Origin of the sequence: Kitasatospora sp. NPDC048286 (assembly GCF_043201735.1) — a bacterium.
Classification (GTDB): domain Bacteria; phylum Actinomycetota; class Actinomycetes; order Streptomycetales; family Streptomycetaceae; genus Kitasatospora.
Genome location: NZ_JBICZE010000013.1, coordinates 64,468 through 84,676, shown reverse-complemented (window position 1 = coordinate 84,676; position 20,209 = coordinate 64,468). Strand labels below are relative to the sequence as shown.

The window sequence follows — 20,209 nt, the reverse complement described above, 5'->3', positions numbered from 1 at the left end:
GATCACGCGCCCGCGCTTCTACGCCTCGGGGGCGGCCGCCACGCGGTTGCGGAGCGTGCCGATGCGCTCGACCTCGACCTCGACGACATCGCCGGGGTGCAGGTGGCGGCCGGAGAAGACGCCGGCGCCGCGCGGTGTCCCGGTGAGGATCACGTCGCCGGGTTCGAGGGTCTGGTAGCGCGAGAGGTGGGAGATCAGCTCGGCCACGCCGTGGATGAAGCCTGCGGTGCGGTCGTCCTGGCGCAGCTCGCCGTTGACCCGTGTACGCAGCCGCAGGTCGAGCGGCTCGTGGAATTCGTCGGGGGTGACCAGGCAGGGGCCGAGCGGCTTGAAGGTGTCGAAGCTCTTGGACACGCCGATGGAGGCGGTCGGATCGCCCGACACCGCCCGCTGCTGGATGTCGCGGGCCGAGACGTCGTTGGCGATGGTCAGGCCGGCGAGGCGGCTCATCGCGTCCGCGGTGTCGACGGCGGTCGCGGGCGCGCCGATGACGGCGGCGACCTCACCCTCGTAGTCGACCTGCCGGGACGCGACCGCCGGGAGGCGGATGTCGTCGCCGGGGGCGATGACCGCGGAACCGGCCACGACCTGGAAGTTCGGCTCGGTGGGCAGGGTGATGTCGGGCCGGCCCATCGCGGCGAACATCTCCAGGGCCTCCTGCGCGTGACTGCGGTAGTTCAGTCCGACGATCAGGATCTTCCCGGGGCGGGGAACGGGTGCGTGCACGCGGACCTCGTCGAGGGCGACCTGCCGGACGACCGCCGCCGTGCGGGCCGCTGTGATCCCGGGGCCGCGCAGGAGGGCGCCCAGGTCGGCGAAGGGGAGGTCGAGCAGGGAGAGCTCACCGGGGCTGTCCTCCCTGGCGATGCCCAGGGCTGTGCTGTACAGGCGCATCAATGACTCCCGCGGGTCGGGGAAGGGACTTCTCTTGCTTCAGAGTCAAGAGCCTTCTTGTTTCGGAGTCAAGAGCCCGTCGATCGCCGGACCCGTTCCCCGAGCCCGTTCCCCGGAGCCACTCCCCGGGCCCGCCTCCCCGAGCCGCTCCCAAGAGCCCCGGAGCCGCGGACGGGGGGTGCGGCGGTGCCGCCTAGGCTTTGCTGTCATGCCAAGGAACCGTCAACAGATCCCGAAAGCCGAGCGCGAGGCCGTCCTGGTCGAGAGCGCCTGGGAACTCTTCGCCGCCCAGGGTTACAAGGGGACCAGCCTGGCCGAGGTCGGCAGGGCCGCGGGCGTCGCGGCGAACGCCGTGCGCTGGTACTTCCCGACCAAGGACGACCTGTTCGCCGCCGCGCTGGACCGCAGGTTCCTGCGCGAGCGGGAGCACGTCGAGGCGGATCCCGCGATCGGGGGCGATCCGCGCCGAGAGCTGGTGGCGTGCCTCGTCGGCCTGGAGGCCTACCGCGGGCTGCACCGGGAGGCGTACGACCGCATGGGCGAGTCGCCGGCGCTGGCCGACACCTACGACCGCATGCAGGAGTGGCTGGAGGCCCGCCTCCTCGCGGCCGTCGCGGACCGGCTGCCCGAGGGGGCGGATGTCGCGCCGGTGGCGGATCTGGCGCACGTGCTCTTCGAAGGGCTGCTGGTCAGCACGCGGACGCTGGACCGGCCGACCGGGGAGCTCGTCGACCTCCTCATGGAAGCGCTGGTCGCTGCCGCGGCGGCGCGCTGAGCCACCTCTTGACTGTCATACAAGAGACTCCTAAGTTTCTCTTGTGTGGCAGCCAAGAGGGCTGCCGTGCTCCCGAGAAGGAGGTCGCCACCCCATGGCTTCTCCCGACAAACTCGCCCACGTCGTCCTGCGCACCGGCCGCCTGCCGGTCATGACCGACTGGTACGCGAACGTCCTCGAAGGCCGTGTCGCCTTCGCCAACGAGGCCCTCGCCTTCCTGACCTACGACGACGAGCACCACCGTGTCGCGCTGGTCGCCACCGGGGCGTCCGAGCGTCCGACGGAGGCGCACACCGGTCTCCACCACGTGGCGTTCACCTACGCGACGATCAAGGACCTGCTCGACACGTACCGGCGGCTGAAGGGCGAGGGCATCCACCCCTTCTGGTGCATCAACCACGGGCCGACCACCTCGATGTACTTCGAGGACCCCGACGGCAACCACATCGAGCTCCAGATCGACAACTTCGCCACCGCGGAGGCCCTCGACGAGTGGTTCCGGTCCGGGGCCTTCGAGGCCAATCCGATCGGGGTCGACTTCGACCCCGACGACCTCCTGCGCCGCTTCGAGTCGGGCGAGTCCCCCGCCGACCTGGTCCGGCGCGCATGAAGGACATCGACGCGCCGGTCGTCATCATCGGCGCCGGCCCCGTGGGCCTGGCCACCGCACTCGTCCTCGGCCGGCACGGCGTCCGCAGCGTGGTCTGCGAACAGTTCGGCGGGATCAACCCCCATCCCAGGGCCCACGTCGTCAACACCCGGTCCATGGAACTGTTCCGCGCCTGGGGCATCGCGGACGCCGTCCGGGCGGACGCGGTGGACCCTGCACAGGCCGGCACCATCCTGTGGAAGCAGACCCTCGCCGGGGAGTCCCTGGGCCGGATCGACTTCGCCGAAGGCCCCCGGGGCCCGCTCCTGGAGCGGGCGCACGCCTCGGCCGAGCAACTCGCCTCCTGCGCACAGGACCGGGTGCAGCGGCACCTCCTGGACGCGGCCCTCGCCCAGGGAGCGGCCGCCGTCCACTACGACACCACCGTCACGGAGGTGGCCGACCACGGTGACGTCGTCGACGTCACCGTGGAAGGAGCGGGCGGGCGGCAGACCCTGCGCACCCGCTACGTCGTGGCGGCGGACGGGGCGACGGGCGGCATGCGCGACCGGCTCGGCATCGCGATGGACGGCGCCCCGGTCCTCGGCCACCAACTGAACATCTACTTCCACGCCGACCTCTCCCCGTGGACCCGCCAGGACCCCGCCCTGCTGATCTGGCTGATCAACAGCGTCTCCCCGGGAGTGCTCATCGGCATGGACGGCGCCCGCCGATGGACCTTCCAGCGGAGCTTCGACCCGGCCGTCGAATCGCCGCAGGACTACCCGCCCGAGCGCTGCGCCCGGATCATCCGGGACGCCGTCGGAACCACCGAACTCGACGTGGACATCCGCTCCGTGGGGTCGTGGACCATGACGGCCCGAACCGCCGGGACCTACCGCAGCGGCCGTGTCCTGCTCGCCGGCGACGCGGCGCACCAGTTCCCGCCGACGGGCGGCCTCGGCATGAACAGCGGCCTCGCCGACGCGGACAACCTCGGCTGGAAACTCGCCGCCGTGCTGAGCGGCCGCGCCTCCGAGGCCCTGCTCGACAGCTACGAGCGGGAACGCCGCCCCGTCGCCGTCGACAACGCCCGCCACAGCATGCTGAACGCCGTCAAGATGGCCGAGGTCGGCATCGGGCCCGGGACGGCCGCCGTCGCCGCACGCCTCGAAAGCCCGGACCCGGAGGTCGCCGCGGCGGAACGCCGGCGGATCGCGCAGGCCGTCCCCCTGCAGCGCCCGCACTTCGACGCGTTGAACCAGGAGATCGGGTACGTCTACGGAGCGGCCCGGTGGGCCGACGGCGCGGGCGGCGCCCCGTCCTCGACCGTCGACCGCACGCCGATCGCCCTCCGCGGAGCGCGACTTCCGCACGCCTGGGTCGAACGCGGCGGGGAGCGGGTGTCCACCCACGACCTCCTGGTACCGGGCTTCACCCTCATCGCCGGACCGGGAGGGGCCGCGTGGGCCGACGCGTTCGCGGACGCCTTCGAGGCGTTCTTCCCCGGGTCCTCCGCGCGGCCCGAGGAGTCCTCCGCGCGGCCCGAGGGGGCCGGGGGCGGCATGGCGCGACGGACCGTCGTCATCGGGCGCGACGTCACCAGCCCGGACGGCCGCTGCCTCGAACTGCTCGGGATCGGTGCGGACGGAGCCCTCCTGGTCCGGCCGGACGGTCACATCGCGTGGCACAGCGCCGAGGGATCGACTCCCCTGTCGGCTCTCACCGACCTGCTCCGCGGAGCCGAGCGGCCCGCCCGGTAGCGCTTCCTCAGGTCCCGTCCCCGGCGGCGGTGGCCGCGGCCACGGCCCCGCCCCGGAGCTGACCTCGTGCGGGAGCGCCGGCCCCGAGCCCGGCGCTCCCCTCTCCTTCCCTCCCCCGGTCTCTCGCCCCCACTCAGCGGCCCGGCCGACCGGCAAGCGGGCCGACGGGCCCGTACCCGCGCCGCCCCGTCCCACCCCGCCCCGCCCCGCCCACCGATGCCCCATCCCGGAGGAACACAGTGGTGACCTCTCAGAACACGACCGGACCCCGGCCCTCCCTCCAGGACCGGTACACCCGCGAAGAAGGCAGCGTCCACCTCACCGGCATCCAGGCGCTCGCCCGCCTCCCCCTCGACGTCCGTCGCGCCGACCGCCGCGCGGGCCGCAGCACCGCCGGATTCGTCTCCGGGTACGAGGGTTCGCCGCTCGCCGGATACGACCTGGAACTCGCGCGCTGCCGCCCCCTCCTCGACGAGTACGACATCGTCTTCCGCCCCGGCGTCAACGAGGAGCTGGCGGCGACGGCGGTCCAGGGCACCCAGCTCGCGGCCGCGCAGCCGGACAAGCGCGTCGACGGCATCACGGCTGTCTGGTACGGCAAGTCTCCGGGCCTGGACCGCGCCTCGGACGCCATCCGACACAACAACCTGATGGGCACCCACCCGGCCGGGGGCGCGCTCGCCCTGGTCGGTGACGACCCCGCCGCCAAGTCGTCCACCGTCCCCGGCGCCTCCGAACTGCTCCTCGCCGACCTCGGTCTGCCCACGCTCTACCCGTCCGACCCGCAGGAGGCGCTCGACTTCGGACTGCACGGTGTGGCGATGTCCCGGGCATCCGGCCTGTGGGTGGCGCTGAAGATCGTCACCGCGGTCGCCGACGGCTCCGGCACCGTCGACGTGAGCGCCGGCCGGATCTCGCCGGTCGAACCGGACCTCGTCGTCGACGGAGCGCCGTACCGCCACACCGTCGGCGCCCGGATGGTGCAGCCGGCGCTCGGCGATCTGGAACGCACCCGGGAGGGCGCCCGGCTGGAGATCGCCCGCCGCTACGCCGCCGCCAACGGCCTCAACCGGATCACCGTTTCGGGGCCCGACGACCGCATGGGCATCGTCGCGGCGGGCAAGACCTTCCTCGATGTCCGCCAGGCCCTGCGCATCCTCGGGCTCGACGACGCCGAACTGAACCGGCGGGGTGTGCGCCTGCTCCACCTCGGCATGATCCACCCGCTGGAGCCCACGGTCGTCGAGCGGTTCGCGCGGGGACTGAGCCACATCGTCGTCGTGGAAGAGAAGCGGCCGCTGATCGAGACCGCCCTCAAGGAACTGCTCTACGGGCACGGGAACCGGCCGACCGTCTCCGGCAAGCGCGCACCCGACGGTTCGGTCCTGTTCCCGTTCGACGGAGAACTCGATCCCGACACCGTGGCCGCACGGCTCGCCCGCCGGCTGAACAGCCTGGGCGAGTTCCCCACCGTACGGGCCTGGTCGGACGCCCGGCGGCCGGCGGCGGCCGGGCGCCGGGCGCTTCCGCTCCTGCCCGTGGCGACCCGAACCCCCTACTTCTGTTCCGGCTGCCCGCACAACCTCTCGACCAAGGCGCCCGAGGGCGCCGCCGTCGGAGCCGGGATCGGTTGCCACGCCATGGTCACGCTCATGGACCCCGCCCAGGCCGGCGACGTGATCGGCATGACCCAGATGGGCGGCGAGGGCGCCCAGTGGATCGGGATGCAGCCGTTCCTCGCCCGCGACCACCTGATCCAGAACCTCGGGGACGGCACCTTCCACCACTCCGGCAGCCTCGCCGTCCGGGCGGCGGTCGCGGCCGGGGTGAACGTCACCTACAAACTGCTCTACAACTCGGCGGTGGCGATGACCGGCGGGCAGCAGCCGGTCGGCGTCATGCCCGTGCCCGCGATCGTGCGGGGGCTGTTGGCGGAGGGCGTCGGACGCGTCATCGTCACGACCGAGGACGTCAAGCGCTACCGGCGGGTCACGCTTCCGAAGGGCGTCGTCGTCTGGCACCGCGACCGGCTCCCCGAGGCCCAGGACGTGCTCGCCCGGACCCCCGGGGTCACCGTGCTCATTCACGACCAGGAGTGCGCGACGGAACTCCGACGCAAGCGCAAGCGCGGCCTCGCGCCCGAGCCCGCCGAGCAGGTGGTGATCAACGAGCGGGTGTGCGAGGGATGCGGCGACTGCGGGCAGCAGTCGAACTGCCTCTCCGTGCAACCCGTCGACACCGAGTTCGGGCGCAAGACCCGGATCGACCAGTCCTCCTGCAACAAGGACTACGCCTGCCTGGCAGGGGACTGTCCGTCCTTCCTCACCGTCGTTCCCGCCAGGGGGAAGCGCGCCTTCACCACCGCGCCCATGCCGGACGCCGTCCCCATGCCGGACACCGCCGCCCTGCCCGATCCGGCACCCGCCGTGCCGGCGTCCCACACCATCCGGATCACCGGCATCGGCGGTTCCGGCGTGGTCACCCTCGCGCAGATCCTCAGCACCGCGGCCTCGCTCGTGGGCCTGCACGTCCGAACCCTCGACCAGACCGGCCTGGCCCAGAAGGGCGGTGCGGTTGTCTCCGACATCAAGATCACCACGGAACGGACGGACCAGGCGGGCAAGGCGGCCCTGGAGGAGTGCGACCTCTACCTCGGCTGCGACCTGCTCGTGGCCGCGGAACCCGGAAACCTGTCGGCGACCGCCCCGGCGAGAACGGTGGCGGTCGTCTCCACCACCGAAGTCCCGACCGGACGGATGGTGATCGACCCCAACGTGTCCTTCCCGCCCGCCGAACCACTCAAGGAAAGGATCCGGGCCGGGGTGAGGGACAGCGTCTTCCTGGACGCGCGGCGGCTCGCCGCCGACCTGCTGGGCGAGGACCAGTTCGCCAACCTCCTGTTGACGGGTGCGGCGTACCAGAGCGGCGGGCTGCCGGTCCCGGCGCACGCCATCGAGGAGGCGATCACCCTCAACGGCGTCAAGGTCGAAGCCAACCTGAAGGCGTTCCGCCTCGGCCGTCAAGCCGTCGCCGACCCCGAAGCCTTCGCCGCCGTCCTGCCCGGACGTACCGCTCCGGCGAGGCCGGAACGGCGCCTCTCCTCCGCGGCCCGCGGCGTCCTCGCGTCGGCCGGGGCCGTCCCCGGGTCGGAACTCGCCCGGCTCCTGGAGGTCCGCGTCCCGGATCTCATCGCGTACCAGAACGTCGCCTACGCGACGAGGTACCTGCGCTTCGTCGAACGGGTGCGGCGGGTCGAGAACGAACGCGTGCCCGGCTCGACCGCACTCGCCGAGGCCGTGGCCACGTACCTGTACAAGCTGATGGCGTACAAGGACGAGTACGAGGTGGCCCGGCTCTCCCTCGACCCCGAGGTCGAGCGGGAGGTGAGAGCCCGCTTCGGGGACGGCGCACGGATGTCCTACCGTCTTCATCCGCCCGTGCTGCGGGCGCTGGGGATGACCCGCAAGATCGAACTCGGCCCCTGGTTCAGACCCGCGTTCCGCGCCCTCGCGGCGATGCGGGGCCTGCGCGGCACCCGCCTCGACCCGTTCGGAGCGGCGCGCGTGCGACGCACGGAACGTGCGCTGGTGGTCGAGTACGAGACCACCGTGGCCGAGGTCTGCCGGCTCCTCGGCGAGGACGTTCACGGCCTGGCCGTCGAGATCGCCGCACTGCCCGACACCGTGCGCGGCTACGAGGGGATCAAGATGGCATCGGTCGCGCGCTACCGGGCCCGCTCCGAGGAACTGGTCGGCCGGCTGCGCTCCCTGACGGTACCTCAGGACTGAGCGCCCGACTCCACCCGGTGCGCTCGGGGCTCTCTTCTCCGCCCGCCACTTCGGCAAGGGGCAGTCCTACCTGATGGCCATCGCCGACCAGGACGGCCAGGACCTCGACGGCGGCCAGAACTACCGGCTCACCGTCACCGCGGACGTCCCCGTCAGCCAGTACTGGTCGCTGACGGTCTACGCCCGCGACACCCACACCTTCCTCCAGGGCTCCGACCGGCTCAGCCGTGGCGGCGGCCGGGGGTGTTCCGGTCCCCGCCGGGGTGGGAACCGGGACACCCCCGGAGGGCTAGCAGGTCCAGCGGTGGGAGCGGAGGTGGACGCCGGTGCCGCCGTTCTGCGAGAAGTTGCCCTTGGCGCCGGCCGCCGTGCACACCACGCGCTGGCCGGTGTAGTCGGCGCCGGTGTAGAAGCCGACGGGCCTGCCGGAGGTGCCGTGGTTGTAGACCGAGCGGACCTTGGTGGTGGCGGACCAGCTACAGGTGTCCCCGGCCTGCCAGTCCGGGTCGTCGTAGGGCCAGGCGCAGACCTGTCCCGTCCCGTCGGGGCCGCTGTAGGCGCAGACGCGCCCCTCCACGCACGACCACGGGTCCAGGCCCGCGTAGGCGGGCTGCGGGGCGGCGAGCAGGGCGGCCGCGGCTGCGGCGAGCGAGGCGATCAGGCCGAGGCGCTGACGGGCGGCGCGTTCCATGACGAGAGGTCCTTCCGGTTCGAGGGGTGGGCGGTGTGAGGGGGGCTCAGGCGCCGGGCGGGCTGACGTAGCCCGACACGGGCTGGTGGTTGGTGCTCACCTTCGAGGGGTCGAGGCCGGTGCGGAGGGCGACCGCGTCGCCGAGGTTGCCGTCGACGGTGTCGAGGGTCCCGTCGGGGTGGACGGCGGCGACCACGCCGACGTGGCCGGGCGTGCCGCCGTCCGGCTCGCCGTAGATCACCAGGTCGCCCGGCTTCGGGGTGTACGCGCCGCGCGCGTGGAACAGCCCCTTCTCCCTGCCCCACTTGCCGATGCCGCGCGCGGCGAGGACGTCGGGCGTCTCCTCGATCCCGGCCCGGTGCCACGTCCACTCGGCGAAGGCCGCGCACCACGGCGTCTTCGCGCAGGATCCGCCGTTCCTGTGGTAGGCGAAGTACTTGTCGCAGGAACCGGTCTTCTCGGGTGAGGCGCCGTCGGGGGTGACCTCCCCCCGGGCCGCCGAGACGACGCGGTCCCGCACGGTGGCGGCGGACGCGGCCGGAGCGGCGGTCGCCGCGCCGAGCACCGGCAGCAGGGTGAGGGCGGCCAGCGCGGCGGCGGTCGAGGTGCGCCTGTACGGCTTCATGAGAGCTCCTCCGTTGGGGTGAACCGGTCCTGCCCGTCGCCCGGTCGCCTGCCCTACAGTCGGCGGGCGTGCCGGAGGCACGCGGGGACCGGGAGGCGGTGGCACGGCGGGAGTCGACGAGTCAGCGAGTCGGTGCGATGTCGTGGGAACCATCCTGCGGACGCTCCCGGGCCGTCACCAGGCCCCTCGGCCGGCGCGGCGTCCCAGAGCTCGCCCACTTCCCGTCCCACCGCTCCGACCTGCGGAAACGATGCACACCGGGACAGCGATTGGGACAACAGCGCATGCATGACGAACCGTCGGACGAGACCGCGGGGGCCACGGCGGAAGAACGAGAGCACCCCAGGGTCCTGCTCGTCGGCGCACTGAACGACGGGCTCGGCGCGTGCGGCCTGTCCCTGGACCGGGTGGCGGCCCGGCTGCGGGACCGGCTCAGCGGCTCCAACGTCCGGGGGCTGAGCACCTCCTCGATCAGCCGCTACCTCGACCCGGGCCGCACCGAGCTGCCCGACCTCGCCGTCCTCGCCGAACTCGCCAGGATCTTCGGCACGGACCCGGCGGAGCTGGCCCGCTGGCAGCACTGGCACCGGCAGGCCAGGCTGGCGGCGGAGCACGGGCTGCGCGACCGCCGCGCGGCGCGCCGGACCGCCACTGCCGTCCCCGTCGCCACCATCCCCACCGCCGCGGCCGCCGCCGTACCGGTCCCGGCGCGTCCGGTGGTCGCTGACGGGCCGCCGGACGCCCGACCGGCGGTGTGGCGGGTCGCGCGGCAGTGGCGGCGCCGGCGGGGTGCGGCGTCCGGGGCCCTGGCGCTCGTCGCCGCCGCCGTGGCCGTGGCCGTGGCCGGCGGGACTTTGTGGGCAGGGAACGGCGGCCCCGACGACACCGCCTCGGTGGTGACGGCGCCGTCCGCGGGCGCGGCCCGGCGGGAGCCGGCGGCGGTCCCGGCGGAGTCGGCGGAGTCGGCGGAGTCGGCGGAGTCGGCGGAGTCGGCGGAGTCGGCGGAGGGCCTCGCCCAGGCGGTGGAGGTCGGCGCGCTCGGCGGGGACAGCCGCTGCTCGGCGCCGAAGGCCGGGCCGTCCGGCACCTGGCTGCGCGCCTGCGCGATGGTGCAGCCCCGCCAGGTGCTGTTCGCGGTCCGGGTCGACAATCCGACGGACGCGCCGATCGAGGTGACCGCGAAGGTGGCCGGCTTCTGGTCGGGCGTCCTGCACTCCTGCGCCCCCGGGCGCTCCGTCGTGCACACCACCGTCGCCCCGGGGGCCACCTTCACCAGCGACCCGGAGGAGTGCGTCACCCCCCGCCGCGACACACCGCTCGCCTACCAGGCGGAGGCCTTCGTCGCCGCCGGGAACGGACGGCAGTGGGTCGGCCACATGCTCTCTCCGAACGCCCACGTCTACCCGGACCGCGAGACCCTGTGGCGCTGCCGCGGCGACGTGCCCTGCTAGAGATCGTGAACGCGATCCTCTACGTCAGCCGCATGGGCGTCCCCTCCCCGGTCCAGGCCGACAAGAGGTGGCGGTGGAGCGGATCCACTCATCGTCACACTGCGTATGCTCATCCGCCGCGCGACCTCGCGCTACCACGGGGATGACCGCCCCACCACCGAACGCCTGAGGTAACGCCTACTGAGCGGCGCCCTTGACCGTGGGCTGGGTCTTCTGGTTGTAGATCTCCTTGCCGTCCGCGTTGTAGGCGTGGACGTAGGGGGCCGGGGGGAAGGAGTTCGCGTTGTGGCCGGTGGAGATGGCCGCGGTGTGGACGAACGCGCCGCCTGCCATGACGGCCGGGTACTGCGTCGGGTCGTCGCCGTAGCTGATGGTGACCTTGGCGACGTCGGGTGTGTAGTGCCCGGCGCCCAGCGAGAGGAACTGTCCGGCACCGGTCGGCGCGCTGAAGCTGTCGAAGAACTCGACCAGGTGACCGGTGCCCCACAGGCGATCGTTGATGAACGTCGCGGGCACGGACATGCTGTTGCCCTTGTGGCCCTTCGACTCGCATTGCACGTACTGGTTGGCGGAGTTGACGGCGATGACCACGCCGTCGGTGTCCGACGAGGCGACGGGAGCGCGGACCGCGATCACCGCGTGGTACTGCGACGCCTCGGAGCCCAGGCAGGAGGCCAGGATCTCGGCGGCGGTCCCGGCGTCGATCGGGGCCGTCGTCGTGCTGGTGACGGTGAAAGCAGCCGGGGTGGCAGGCGCGGGGGTAGCGGACGAGCCGCTGCCGGAGACCACCGAGGCGCCGGCCGAGCCGGAGCCGTGGGCCGTGGGGGTGGCCGTGGCGGCGGGCGTGGGGGTAGCCGTGGAGGTGCCGGTCGCGGCAGTGGCCATTCCCCCCGCGGTCGCGAGGGCCGCGGCGGTGGCGGTGGCGGCGATGAGCATGATCGGGCGGATGCGCATGAATCCGTGTCCTTTCCTGCGGGCGTCCGGTTGACGCCGGCACCCTTGTACGCCTCCCGACGCCCGGCAGGTCGCACCCCGCACACGTGATCCAGGTCATAGGCCGTCGGTGCGACCCAGGGACGGCGCTCGTGCGTACAGGGCGGGAGGCCCCGCCCAGGACGCACGGCTCCACCGCCGCGACCGAGGAGTGCCTCCTCGCGCATCGCCTGTGCCGTGAACTGACGGACAGCCCCAGAAGAGAGGCCCTTGATGACGCCACAGGAGTTCGACGCGTTCTACGCAGCGTCCTTCTCCCGCCTGACCGGGCAGCTGTACGCGTTAACCGGCAACTGGTCCGAAGCGCAGGACGTGGTCCAGGAGGCCTTCATCCGCGCGTGGGACCGAAGGCGCACCTTCGACCCGGACGAAGCCCCGGAGGCATGGATCCGGACCACGGCCCGGCGGCTGGCACACTCCCGCTGGCGGCGTCTCGCCCGGGGCCTGCACTTGGCCGGACGCCACCACCGCCAAGAACCACCCACCGTCGAGCCTCCCACCGAGGAGCACCTGATGCTGGTCACCGCGCTCCGCGACCTGCCCGAAGCACAACGAGGCGCCCTGGTCCTGCACCACATGTGCGACCTCTCCGTCGAGCAGGTCGCGGCCGAGACCGGCGCCAGCGTCAGCGCCGTCAAGAGCCGCCTCGCCCGCGGCCGGACCGCGCTCGCGGCCAAACTCGCTGACCAAACCCCGACCAGCGAGGAAGGAAAGCTCCGTGTCTGACCCCATCCACGACACCCTCGCCGACCGGCTGCGGCTGCTCGGCACGCAGATGCCAGCACCGACCCTGCCCGCTGCGGAGATCCGCCGACGCGCCGACCGGCGCCGCCACCTCCGGCACGCGCTGGGCGCGACCGCGGCCTGCACCGCGGCAGCCCTGTGCCTGGTCCTCCCGTCCGTGCTGCACTCGCCGGGGCCACAACACTCACCGGGACCACAACAAGGAGCAGCCACCACGGACTCCTCACCCGTGCCCGCTTCCCCCCGCCCCCCGGCCGCTTTCACCGTCACCAGCACGACGACGGCCCCGATCGACGCCGGGACCGCCGCCGAGATCCTGGCCTCCTGCCTGGGCTCCGAGGCGTCGCAGTACCACGCGGTGATCGCGGTCCGCGCTCCCGTCGCCTCGTCGGACACCGACGGCGTGGTCATCGCCGTCAACTCCGCCAACCAGTACGTGCAATGCGAGTCGAAGGGCCACAAGGGCAACAGCATGTCCGTGCCCGCGACGTTCATCAACGATCGCCTGTGGGGCACCGGTCACCTGGTCGAGTTCTTCGACAGCTTCAGCGCGCCGACCGGTGCCGGGCAGTTCCTCTCGCTGGGCGCCGGACACTACACACCCGACGTCGCCAAGGTCACCATCAGCTACGGCGACGACCCGACGCAGTACCCGGCCGTCATGGCAGGCGGCGCGTTCGTCCACACCGCGGCCATCTCCACCGGCCACAACGCGAACTCCTTCCCCCCGGCCCCCTACGTCCACGCCTACAACGCGGACGGCAAGGAGATCTACAACCAGAAGACCCAGCCCGCAGCCAAGAACCGCTGACAGAATGCGCTGTTCGGCGCGGCGAGGTTCACGCCAGGCGAGGTGAACGTGCTTGCTGGAGCAGGAGGACGGCCCGCACCCCCGACGCGAGGCCCGCGGCCGGGGTGGCGCCGTCGAGCGGAGGCCCGCCTCCCCCGGCATCGGGCCGACGCCGGGGGGCACGCCGTCGCCCGCGCCCTGCCGCGCGCCCGGGCCCCCGCGGTCACGGCGCCACGTCGTCCCGCCCGCCCCGGGGGCCGGCTCCCGGCGGCTCCTCGGCGCCGGCCACGTGCAGCGCGCCGAGTGGTCCCGCCGCAACCACCTGGTCCCGTCCCTTCTCTGAGCTACTGCATGCTCGCCTTTTACGCGGGCTCCAACCCTGGACCTACTACGGCAGTCGGAGGTTTAGATCTTGTCGGCGGCTCACGCCCACGCGGCAAGTAGTTGTTCGAGCTGGGCGGCGGCTTGTGCTGGATCTCGGGTTTCAAGGACCAAGGTCGGCGAGTTCGTGTAGGGATCGCCGGACCAGATGTTGTAGTGGCCTGCCGGATCCAGGGAGATGAACGCTGGGGCGTTTCTGACTCCGGGTTCCCAGCTGCGCGGACTGGTACTCAGACACAGTCTGGCGTGGCTGGTGAACGGGTGCAGTCGTCGCAGCGTGGTGGCGTGGACGGCGGTGACCAGGGCGCTGAGGATCGGAGGCGGCCATGTGCGGTCGTTGTCGCAACTGTCGTCGAAGTCTCGGGCACACTCGAATTGCCAGTCCCAAGATTGCTGTCGCTCGTTGTCCACTGGGTCATCCTCCCTTCGTCGAGGTGATTCGGGAAGGGCAGCGGGAGGCGGAGCGGGCGACGGGCGGGTGGATGTCTCCCGGTTCCGGTAGTGGCCTCTCTGAACTATGGGCTCTCCTGTATCCGGACCGGGTTAGCGAGGCCGTCGGCCAGCTGGTGGCTGGCCGACGCTCAGCCCACCGGCGTGCGGTGTCTGGACGTAGCCTTCGGCCGGACTGGGCAGCGCTTCAACACAGGTGGTCGAGCAGGCGTTGACCAGCAGTGGCAGGACGTCAGCGCCCGACGTCCATAGTGAGATCCAGACCTGGCGGAGGTTCACGCCCTTGATGCACTGATCGCAAACACTGCATGTGCGGATGGCTGCGGCACCCCGTACGCCGGGGTCGAGGTTTTCGAAGTCAACGCCTTGAGTGCCGGTTGTTGCTGCGGCGGGCAGCGGTGGAAACGGCGGCCGCGTCTTGTAATTGCCGTAGATGGCACGGGTACTCACCGTGCTGCGCCGCAGGTTGGGGCACCGGGTGATCTCGTACGGGAACCAGTGCAGGCGGTAGGAGGTGTACGGGGTGAACTCCTCGAGGCTCTTCATCGCGCCGATCTCAGGTGGGATACGTACCAGGTTGCTGCCGTACAGCACGAGGTGCTTCACCGAGGTGAGTTTGGCGATAGTCGGTGGGAGTGTGACGACCTGGCGCCGCTGTTCCGCTGTGAGCTCCGCCAGCGGCTTGAAGACTTCCCGTCCGTCGGCTGCCGCCTCTTCAACCAGTTCGAGAAGGCGGATCCATCCCGGTGCGGTGGTGTCCTGGCGTTCCCGATGGAAGCGGGTCGGTCGCTGCGGCCTGGTGCTGATGTGCTGGATGCACCTGCAGAGATCGAGAGGCGAACCGAGGCCGCCGGGCCCGGCGGCCTCAGCCCAGCGGTTCGAGAACACCTGCGGATTCGACTCCTCACTCATTCGCTCACAGTAGGCGTCACAGCCGGGGAGACGTAAGTGCGATTGGAGCATCTTGCTTCTCTGAATTTCCGTGCAGTGCACCCGCTGCTCCGACACGGGCGTCAGTCCGCTTCCGCTGAACGGGGTTGTCCGATGGCGGAGCCGGGGGACGTGATCTCGGGATGCCGAGTTCGACGGCACCGCGGCCGGAGGGACCCGGTCGAGTTGGGCGAGTTTGGCTTCGGCGCCGGCGAGGCTGACGCGGAGGCCTTCGACCTCGCCGAGCCAGCCTTCGCGCTCGGCCTCGGCAATGCGGGCGATGAGGTTATCGCGGATCTCTTCGAGACGGGGTCGTTGGGCAGGGTCTGGGCGGAGCAGCGAGCAACGGACACAAGCTTCTCCGAACTAGCGGAGGTGGCCCGCTGGAGCGTCAGAGGCTGGAGGCTCACCGCGGTGTCCGCTCCTCCCGCGGGGAGGTGGCCCGATCGGGCTCAGCCGCTTTCTCTCCGAGATCAGCTTCACGTCGCCGGTGCGGGAGGTGACCCTGGCGGTGGGAGGTGTGGCTATTGCGTGTCGGTGGCGATCACGGTCCATGCCTGGGCCGAGGTGTCGTCCAGCCGCAGGTCGAAGGTGAAGGCGATCGGCCTGCGCTTGTGCGCGTCACCGCGCAGTACCTGTTCGGTTCGGCGGTCGACTTCGTAGTAGACGCCCAGCGTGTCGACCGCGACGCGGAAGACGACCGGGTCGCGTGAGACCAGCGAGCGCACCGTGACCGACGTGACGGCGGCCTCGCGCAGGACGGTCCGACGGGCCGTGCGGACGGGGGTGAAGTCCAAGCTGCCGTCGTTCATGACCCACTCCTCGAGGAACCGCTCGACGGCGACCTCGAGAACCGCTCTGTCGAAGCGGCCGTCGACGACGCTCAGATCGCCGGCGGCGGTGTCGGCGTCCGTGCTCCACGAGATGTTGGTGAGGGAGAGGATGTCGCTCGCCCCGGTGACCGTGCTCTTCTGCGCGACCTCGAGCACCGCGTCCCGGGCGACCTCCTTCTGGTCCCAGCCGTCGGTCTCGATGGCGCTGCTCAGGTGGTGCGCCCCCTCGGTGGCCTGCTCGAGCGAGGACACGATCCACTCGCCGGCCGCGCTCTTGCGCAGCGTCCAGTACTCGACCGGACGCGTCGAGCCGTCCTTGCGTGTGGTCTGCCGGCCGTCGCCGCGACGTACGTAGTCGCGGAGCATCGCGGTGATCCGGAAGGTGACGGTGTCGTTCACCTCACCCGCTCGGTTGGCGACGTCGACCAGCTCGACCACCGGACCGTCGACGATCTCCACGACGTTGACCTCGCCACGCGACTCGTAGTCGCGCAGTTCCTCGGCCCACTTGCCGTACAGCACCGGGGACAGGATCCGCTGCAGCGTGGCGTGATCGTGTCCGGTCCAGGCCCGCTGGGCCGTCTCGTACAGCCACACGGCGCGGCGCTCGAGCGCCGCGCGGTCGAAGGTCGCATCGGTGTCGGCGATGGCATCGACCCGGGCAGAGACCCGGGCAGAGCGCTCCCGCGCCTGCGCGTCCGCACGGTGCGCCGTACGGTCCGAGACCGTGTTCAGGTCGCCTGCCAGCGCCGCCTTGCGGCGCCGGGACCTGAGCCACAGGATCAGCAGGACCACGGCCACGATCACCAGCACGGCGACGAGCCCACCGCTACCGGCTCCGAAGCCGAATCCGAAACCGCCGCCGGTCGACCCGTGGAGGCCGCCACCGCCATGGCTGCCACCGCCCCCGCCGCCCCCGAACCCGTGACCGCCGCCCCCACCGCGGGCATAGGCGACCGTCGGGCTACTCAGCGCAACTGCTCCCGCGACCCCACATATCCACCGACGGACGCGCACCGGGCCCTCCCTCCAAGAACCGCAGATCTTCCAGGCAAGCGCAAGCGTACAAGCCGGGAGTGTGCGGGAAGCTTCGAGACCAACCGGCCGCCTTGGCAGAGGGCGACGGCGGGCCCGCCGGGGCAGGGGCGCGCTGCGTGGCCGCCGGGGCAGCGGGCCACGCCCCGGCCGACGAGGACACCTTCGTGCTGCCGGACGCCTGGCGTCGAGTTCTGATCCCCCGCCGGGGCGGCGTCCTGCGCCCGCCGGCCACGCCGGTGAAGGACGCGGTGAACGCGTACCACGCCGCGCTGCGGCAGATGGACGACTGGCTGGAGCAGGCGCTCACCTCGGACCGCAGCGACGCGGAGCTGGTCGAGGCCGCCCGTGCCCACCAGTACGGCAGCCGGAACCCGCTCGGTGCGGCGGTGCTGGCCGCGCTGTTCTCCAGCCCGGCCGACAACAAGATCCGGACGGCCGTGGACGCCTGGGCAGCGGAGTTCGGTCTGCCGTTCGCGGCCAGGGCCACCGTCGAGCTGTTCACGGTGTCCGTCGAGACCGACTGGCACAACTCCCGCAGCGTCAATCCCCGCGTCCGTCGCGGGACCGACCCCAGGACCGCGGTGTACCGTCCCGCCGCGGACCGGGTCCGGTCGCTGCTGGCGGCGTGCGACGAGCAGACCCACCGCGCGGCGGCCGAGGCCCTGGCCGGCCGCCGGAGCGGCCTGACCCGCCTGGTGGCGGCCGCCTACCTGGTGCCGTCCGAGTCCGCCTGGGCCGAGGAGTGCGTGGAGTCGGCCGTCCGGCTGGGCTCCGCCGAGTGGTCGATGCTGCTGTGCTCGCTCTCCTCGGCCAAGCCGCTGGAGAAGCTCCCCCAGCTGCCGAGCCTGGGCTGGGACGGCTGGTCCGCCGAGATCGTCGCCACCGTGGCGGAGGGCCTCGGAGGCGCTGCCGCCCCTCTGCTGCTGCACACCCTGGCCACCGGCTGCTTCTACAGCGACAAGCGGAAGCAGCTGCTGAACGCGATCGCCGAGCTCCCCTCCGACGACGGCTTCCGCGGGCTGCTGGCCCATCAGAACGACGACAAGGCCGCCCGCGGGGCCCTGCTGAACGCCGGGCGCCGCTTCCCCCAGCGTGCTCTGCGCCTCCTCGCGGAGACCGCGGCGGCCCCGGCCGACCCGGCCCTGCAGCGGCTCGCCCAGCAGCTCCTGACCGGCCACGTCGCCGCGCACCGCGCCATCGCGCTCGACCTGCTGCCGCGGCTGCCACCGGAGCAGGCGGCCCTGGTCGAGCCACTCACCGAACTCGGCGACCGGGTATCGGACGTCCCGACCGAGTCGCTGCCAGAGCTGTTCACCAGCCCGCCGTGGACACGGCCGCGCTCCACCGGCAATCCCCGCATGCTGACCGGACTCACCGCGCCGCAGGAGCCGCGGCTGCGGTGGCTGCCGGGCGAGCGGGAGGCCTGGGCGGCGGCCGAATCCTGGTACGACGGCTGCTCGGACGGCGACTGGCAGCGGATCGCCGGCACGATACGGGCCAGCAGCGGGCAGTCCGACAACGCCCGGTTCCGCTCCGGCCTGCACGAGGAGGCGGCGCTGTTCGCCTACGGCGACGAAGAGCTGGGCCGGCCGCTGATCCCGCAGTGGCGCGGCGCCGCACACATCTGGGACGCCGAGAACGCCCTGCGCCGCATCGCCGCCCGCTTCGGTCCGGACGCACTGGAGCCGATCCGGGCCGCCGCACTGCAGAACCCGGCCGCGCCTCAAGGCGGCCGGGGACACCGCGCGTTCCTGGTTCGCCCGGCACGGGCTGGACGCCGCCCGGGTGCTCGTCCCCTCCGCGGCCGGGAAGACCGGGGCGGCCCGACGCAACGCCGAGCACGCCCTCCGGTTGATCGCCGCGGCGCAGAGCGTCGCGGCGCAGAGCGTCGCGGCGGTGCGGACGGTGGCCGCCGAGTACGGACCGGAGGCGGAGGAGGTGGTGGCCGCCCTGCTGTCGGCCGATCCGCTGCTCAGCACGCTGCCGACGAAGCTGCCCCAGCCCGGTGACTGGGCGGATCCGGTGCTGCTGCCCCAGCTGCTGGTACGCGGCGGCGAGGGCGCGCTGCCCGCCGAGACGGTCCGGCACGTGCTCACCATGCTCGCGCTGTCCAAGGCCAGGGAGTTCTACCCGGGCCTCGACCAGGTGGCCGAGGAGTGCGAACCCCGGTCCCTGACGGACTTCGGCTGGGCCGTGTTCGAGCAGTGGCGGCTGGCCGGCATGCCGGCCCAGGACGGCTGGGCCCTGCACGCCCTCGGCCGGCTGGGCGACGACGAAACGGTCCGCCGGCTGACACCGCTGCTCCGCGCCTGGCCGGGCGAGGGGGCGCACCACCGCGCGGTGGACGACCTGGAGGTGCTGGCCGGGATCGGCAGCGACGTCGCCCTGCTGCACCTGCACGGCGTCGCGCAGCGGGTGAAGTTCAAGGCCCTCAAGGCGCGGGCGCAGGAGAAGATCGCCGAGGTGGCCGCCGGTCTCGGCCTCTCCGGCGATCAGCTGTCCGACCGCCTGGTGCCGGACCTCGGGCTGGACGCCGACGGGACGACCGTCGTCGACTACGGCGCCCGGACTTTCATGGTGGGCTTCGACGAACAGCTCAAGCCGTACGTGCTGGACGCGGCCGGCGTCCGTCGCAAGGACCTGCCGGCCCCGGGCGCGCGGGACGACGCCGAGCTGGCGCCGGCCGGGCGCAAGCGCTTCGCCGCGCTGAAGAAGGACGTCCGCACGGTCGCGGCAGACCAGATCCGCCGCCTGGAGGACGCCATGGTCACCCGGCGGTCGTGGACGGCGCAGGAGTTCGAGCAGTTCCTCCTCGGGCACCCGCTGCTGTGGCACCTGGTGCGCCGGCTGGTGTGGCTGGCCGAGACGAACGGCACGGACACGGCGTTCCGCGTCGCCGAGGACCGCACCCTGGCGGACGTGCGGGACGAGGCGTTCACCCTGCCCGCCGGGGCCGCCGTCCGGATCGCCCACCCGCTGCTGCTCGGCGACGGCCTGGCCGCCTGGTCGGAGCTGTTCACCGACGACGGGATCCCGCAGCCGTTCCGTCAGCTCGCCCGCCCCGTGTACACGCTCAGCGACGAGGAGCGGGCGGGCCACCGCCTGACCCGCTTCGAGAACGGCCCGGTCCTGCCCACCACCCGGCTGCTCGGCATGGAACGGCGAGGCTGGCAGCGCGGCGAGCCCCAGGACGCCGGGGTGGAGCGCTGGCTGTCCCGCCGGGTCGGCCCCAACCGGTACGTGGTGCTCGCCCCGGAGGACGGCATCGCCGTCGGCGCGCACGACGCGTACCCCGAGCAGCGGGTGGAGACGGTGTGGCTCGACGTCCGCCCGGGCGACTACTGAACCCGCGGCCGGACCTTCCCGACCTTCGCCGAACTCGACCCGGTGACCGCCTCCGAGATGATCGCCGACCTGACCGAGCTGACCACAGCGTAACGGCGCGCCACCCCGCCGACGACGCGCACCACCCCG

Annotated in this window: 16 protein-coding genes and 2 pseudogenes; 11 read left to right on the top strand and 7 right to left on the bottom strand. The window is 72.4% G+C overall.

Features of this window, described 5'->3' with window-relative positions; all coding sequences use genetic code 11:
• Window positions 1-18: 18 nt before the first annotated feature.
• A complete protein-coding gene (locus ACGF13_RS28730; RefSeq protein ID WP_392880456.1) occupies window positions 19-894 on the bottom strand; it encodes a fumarylacetoacetate hydrolase family protein in 876 nt (291 codons plus the stop codon).
• Between the two features lie 208 nt (window positions 895-1,102).
• On the opposite strand from ACGF13_RS28730, the gene ACGF13_RS28725 reads away from it, so the two are divergent.
• The 5 genes and pseudogenes from ACGF13_RS28725 to ACGF13_RS28705 all read left to right on the top strand — a co-directional run.
• Complete coding sequence (locus ACGF13_RS28725; protein WP_392880453.1) at window positions 1,103-1,669, top strand: TetR/AcrR family transcriptional regulator; 567 nt, start codon at window positions 1,103-1,105, stop codon at window positions 1,667-1,669.
• Between the two features lie 94 nt (window positions 1,670-1,763).
• The gene (locus ACGF13_RS28720) at window positions 1,764-2,279 is read left to right on the top strand and encodes a VOC family protein (RefSeq protein ID WP_392880451.1); all 516 of its coding nucleotides are present in this window, start codon (window positions 1,764-1,766) and stop codon (window positions 2,277-2,279) included.
• A complete protein-coding gene (locus ACGF13_RS28715) occupies window positions 2,276-4,021 on the top strand; it encodes an FAD-dependent monooxygenase (protein ID WP_392880449.1) in 1,746 nt (581 codons plus the stop codon). The genes ACGF13_RS28720 and ACGF13_RS28715 overlap by 4 nt, the downstream gene beginning before the upstream one ends.
• A gap of 242 nt (window positions 4,022-4,263) precedes the next feature.
• A complete protein-coding gene (locus tag ACGF13_RS28710; protein WP_392880446.1) occupies window positions 4,264-7,809 on the top strand; it encodes an indolepyruvate ferredoxin oxidoreductase family protein in 3,546 nt (1,181 codons plus the stop codon).
• A gap of 73 nt (window positions 7,810-7,882) precedes the next feature.
• Window positions 7,883-8,014 (top strand): annotated as a pseudogene (locus ACGF13_RS28705) (DUF1214 domain-containing protein); the annotation flags it as partial.
• A gap of 84 nt (window positions 8,015-8,098) precedes the next feature.
• Here the strand turns inward: ACGF13_RS28705 and ACGF13_RS28700 are convergent.
• Together ACGF13_RS28700 and ACGF13_RS28695 are read right to left on the bottom strand one after the other, a co-directional pair.
• Window positions 8,099-8,500: a peptidase inhibitor family I36 protein gene (locus ACGF13_RS28700; RefSeq protein ID WP_392880443.1), complete on the bottom strand. Its 402-nt coding sequence runs from the start codon at window positions 8,498-8,500 to the stop codon at window positions 8,099-8,101.
• A 46-nt stretch (window positions 8,501-8,546) separates the two neighbouring features.
• On the bottom strand, window positions 8,547-9,125 hold the full coding sequence (locus ACGF13_RS28695; protein ID WP_392880440.1) for a CHAP domain-containing protein: 579 nt from the start codon (window positions 9,123-9,125) through the stop codon (window positions 8,547-8,549).
• Window positions 9,126-9,409: 284 nt separating this feature from the next.
• Here ACGF13_RS28695 and ACGF13_RS28690 point away from each other — a divergent pair, with 284 nt between their 5' ends.
• The gene (locus ACGF13_RS28690; protein ID WP_392880437.1) at window positions 9,410-10,576 is read left to right on the top strand and encodes a helix-turn-helix domain-containing protein; all 1,167 of its coding nucleotides are present in this window, start codon (window positions 9,410-9,412) and stop codon (window positions 10,574-10,576) included.
• Window positions 10,577-10,599: 23 nt separating this feature from the next.
• Window positions 10,600-10,750: pseudogene (locus ACGF13_RS28685) on the top strand (IS5/IS1182 family transposase); the annotation flags it as partial.
• A gap of 3 nt (window positions 10,751-10,753) precedes the next feature.
• On the opposite strand, the gene ACGF13_RS28680 reads toward ACGF13_RS28685, so the two are convergent.
• Window positions 10,754-11,530: a hypothetical protein gene (locus tag ACGF13_RS28680; protein ID WP_392880434.1), complete on the bottom strand. Its 777-nt coding sequence runs from the start codon at window positions 11,528-11,530 to the stop codon at window positions 10,754-10,756.
• A gap of 252 nt (window positions 11,531-11,782) precedes the next feature.
• Here ACGF13_RS28680 and ACGF13_RS28675 point away from each other — a divergent pair, with 252 nt between their 5' ends.
• Entirely contained in the window at window positions 11,783-12,295 is a 513-nt protein-coding gene (locus ACGF13_RS28675; protein WP_392880433.1) for a SigE family RNA polymerase sigma factor, read from the top strand.
• Complete coding sequence (locus tag ACGF13_RS28670) at window positions 12,288-13,124, top strand: hypothetical protein (RefSeq protein WP_392880432.1); 837 nt, start codon at window positions 12,288-12,290, stop codon at window positions 13,122-13,124. Before ACGF13_RS28675 ends, ACGF13_RS28670 begins: the two co-directional genes overlap by 8 nt.
• 402 nt (window positions 13,125-13,526) lie before the next feature.
• Here the strand turns inward: ACGF13_RS28670 and ACGF13_RS28665 are convergent, their stop codons facing one another.
• The 3 genes from ACGF13_RS28665 to ACGF13_RS28655 all read right to left on the bottom strand — a co-directional run bounded on the left by ACGF13_RS28665 (window position 13,527) and on the right by ACGF13_RS28655 (window position 16,714).
• Complete coding sequence (locus ACGF13_RS28665; RefSeq protein WP_392880429.1) at window positions 13,527-13,895, bottom strand: DUF6193 family natural product biosynthesis protein; 369 nt, start codon at window positions 13,893-13,895, stop codon at window positions 13,527-13,529.
• Between the two features lie 132 nt (window positions 13,896-14,027).
• Window positions 14,028-14,846 carry a leucine-rich repeat domain-containing protein gene (locus ACGF13_RS28660; RefSeq protein WP_392880426.1) on the bottom strand — a complete coding sequence of 273 codons (819 nt, stop codon included), beginning with the start codon at window positions 14,844-14,846 and terminating at the stop codon, window positions 14,028-14,030.
• A 542-nt stretch (window positions 14,847-15,388) separates the two neighbouring features.
• Window positions 15,389-16,714, bottom strand: a complete 1,326-nt coding sequence (locus ACGF13_RS28655; RefSeq protein WP_392880424.1) for a Tim44-like domain-containing protein — start codon at window positions 16,712-16,714, stop codon at window positions 15,389-15,391.
• A gap of 137 nt (window positions 16,715-16,851) precedes the next feature.
• Here ACGF13_RS28655 and ACGF13_RS28650 point away from each other — a divergent pair, with 137 nt between their 5' ends.
• Window positions 16,852-18,744, top strand: a complete 1,893-nt coding sequence (locus tag ACGF13_RS28650) for a hypothetical protein (protein ID WP_392880422.1) — start codon at window positions 16,852-16,854, stop codon at window positions 18,742-18,744.
• The gene (locus ACGF13_RS28645) at window positions 18,632-20,080 is read left to right on the top strand and encodes a DUF4132 domain-containing protein (protein ID WP_392880420.1); all 1,449 of its coding nucleotides are present in this window, start codon (window positions 18,632-18,634) and stop codon (window positions 20,078-20,080) included. The genes ACGF13_RS28650 and ACGF13_RS28645 overlap by 113 nt, the downstream gene beginning before the upstream one ends.
• The last annotated feature ends 129 nt before the right edge of the window (window positions 20,081-20,209 follow it).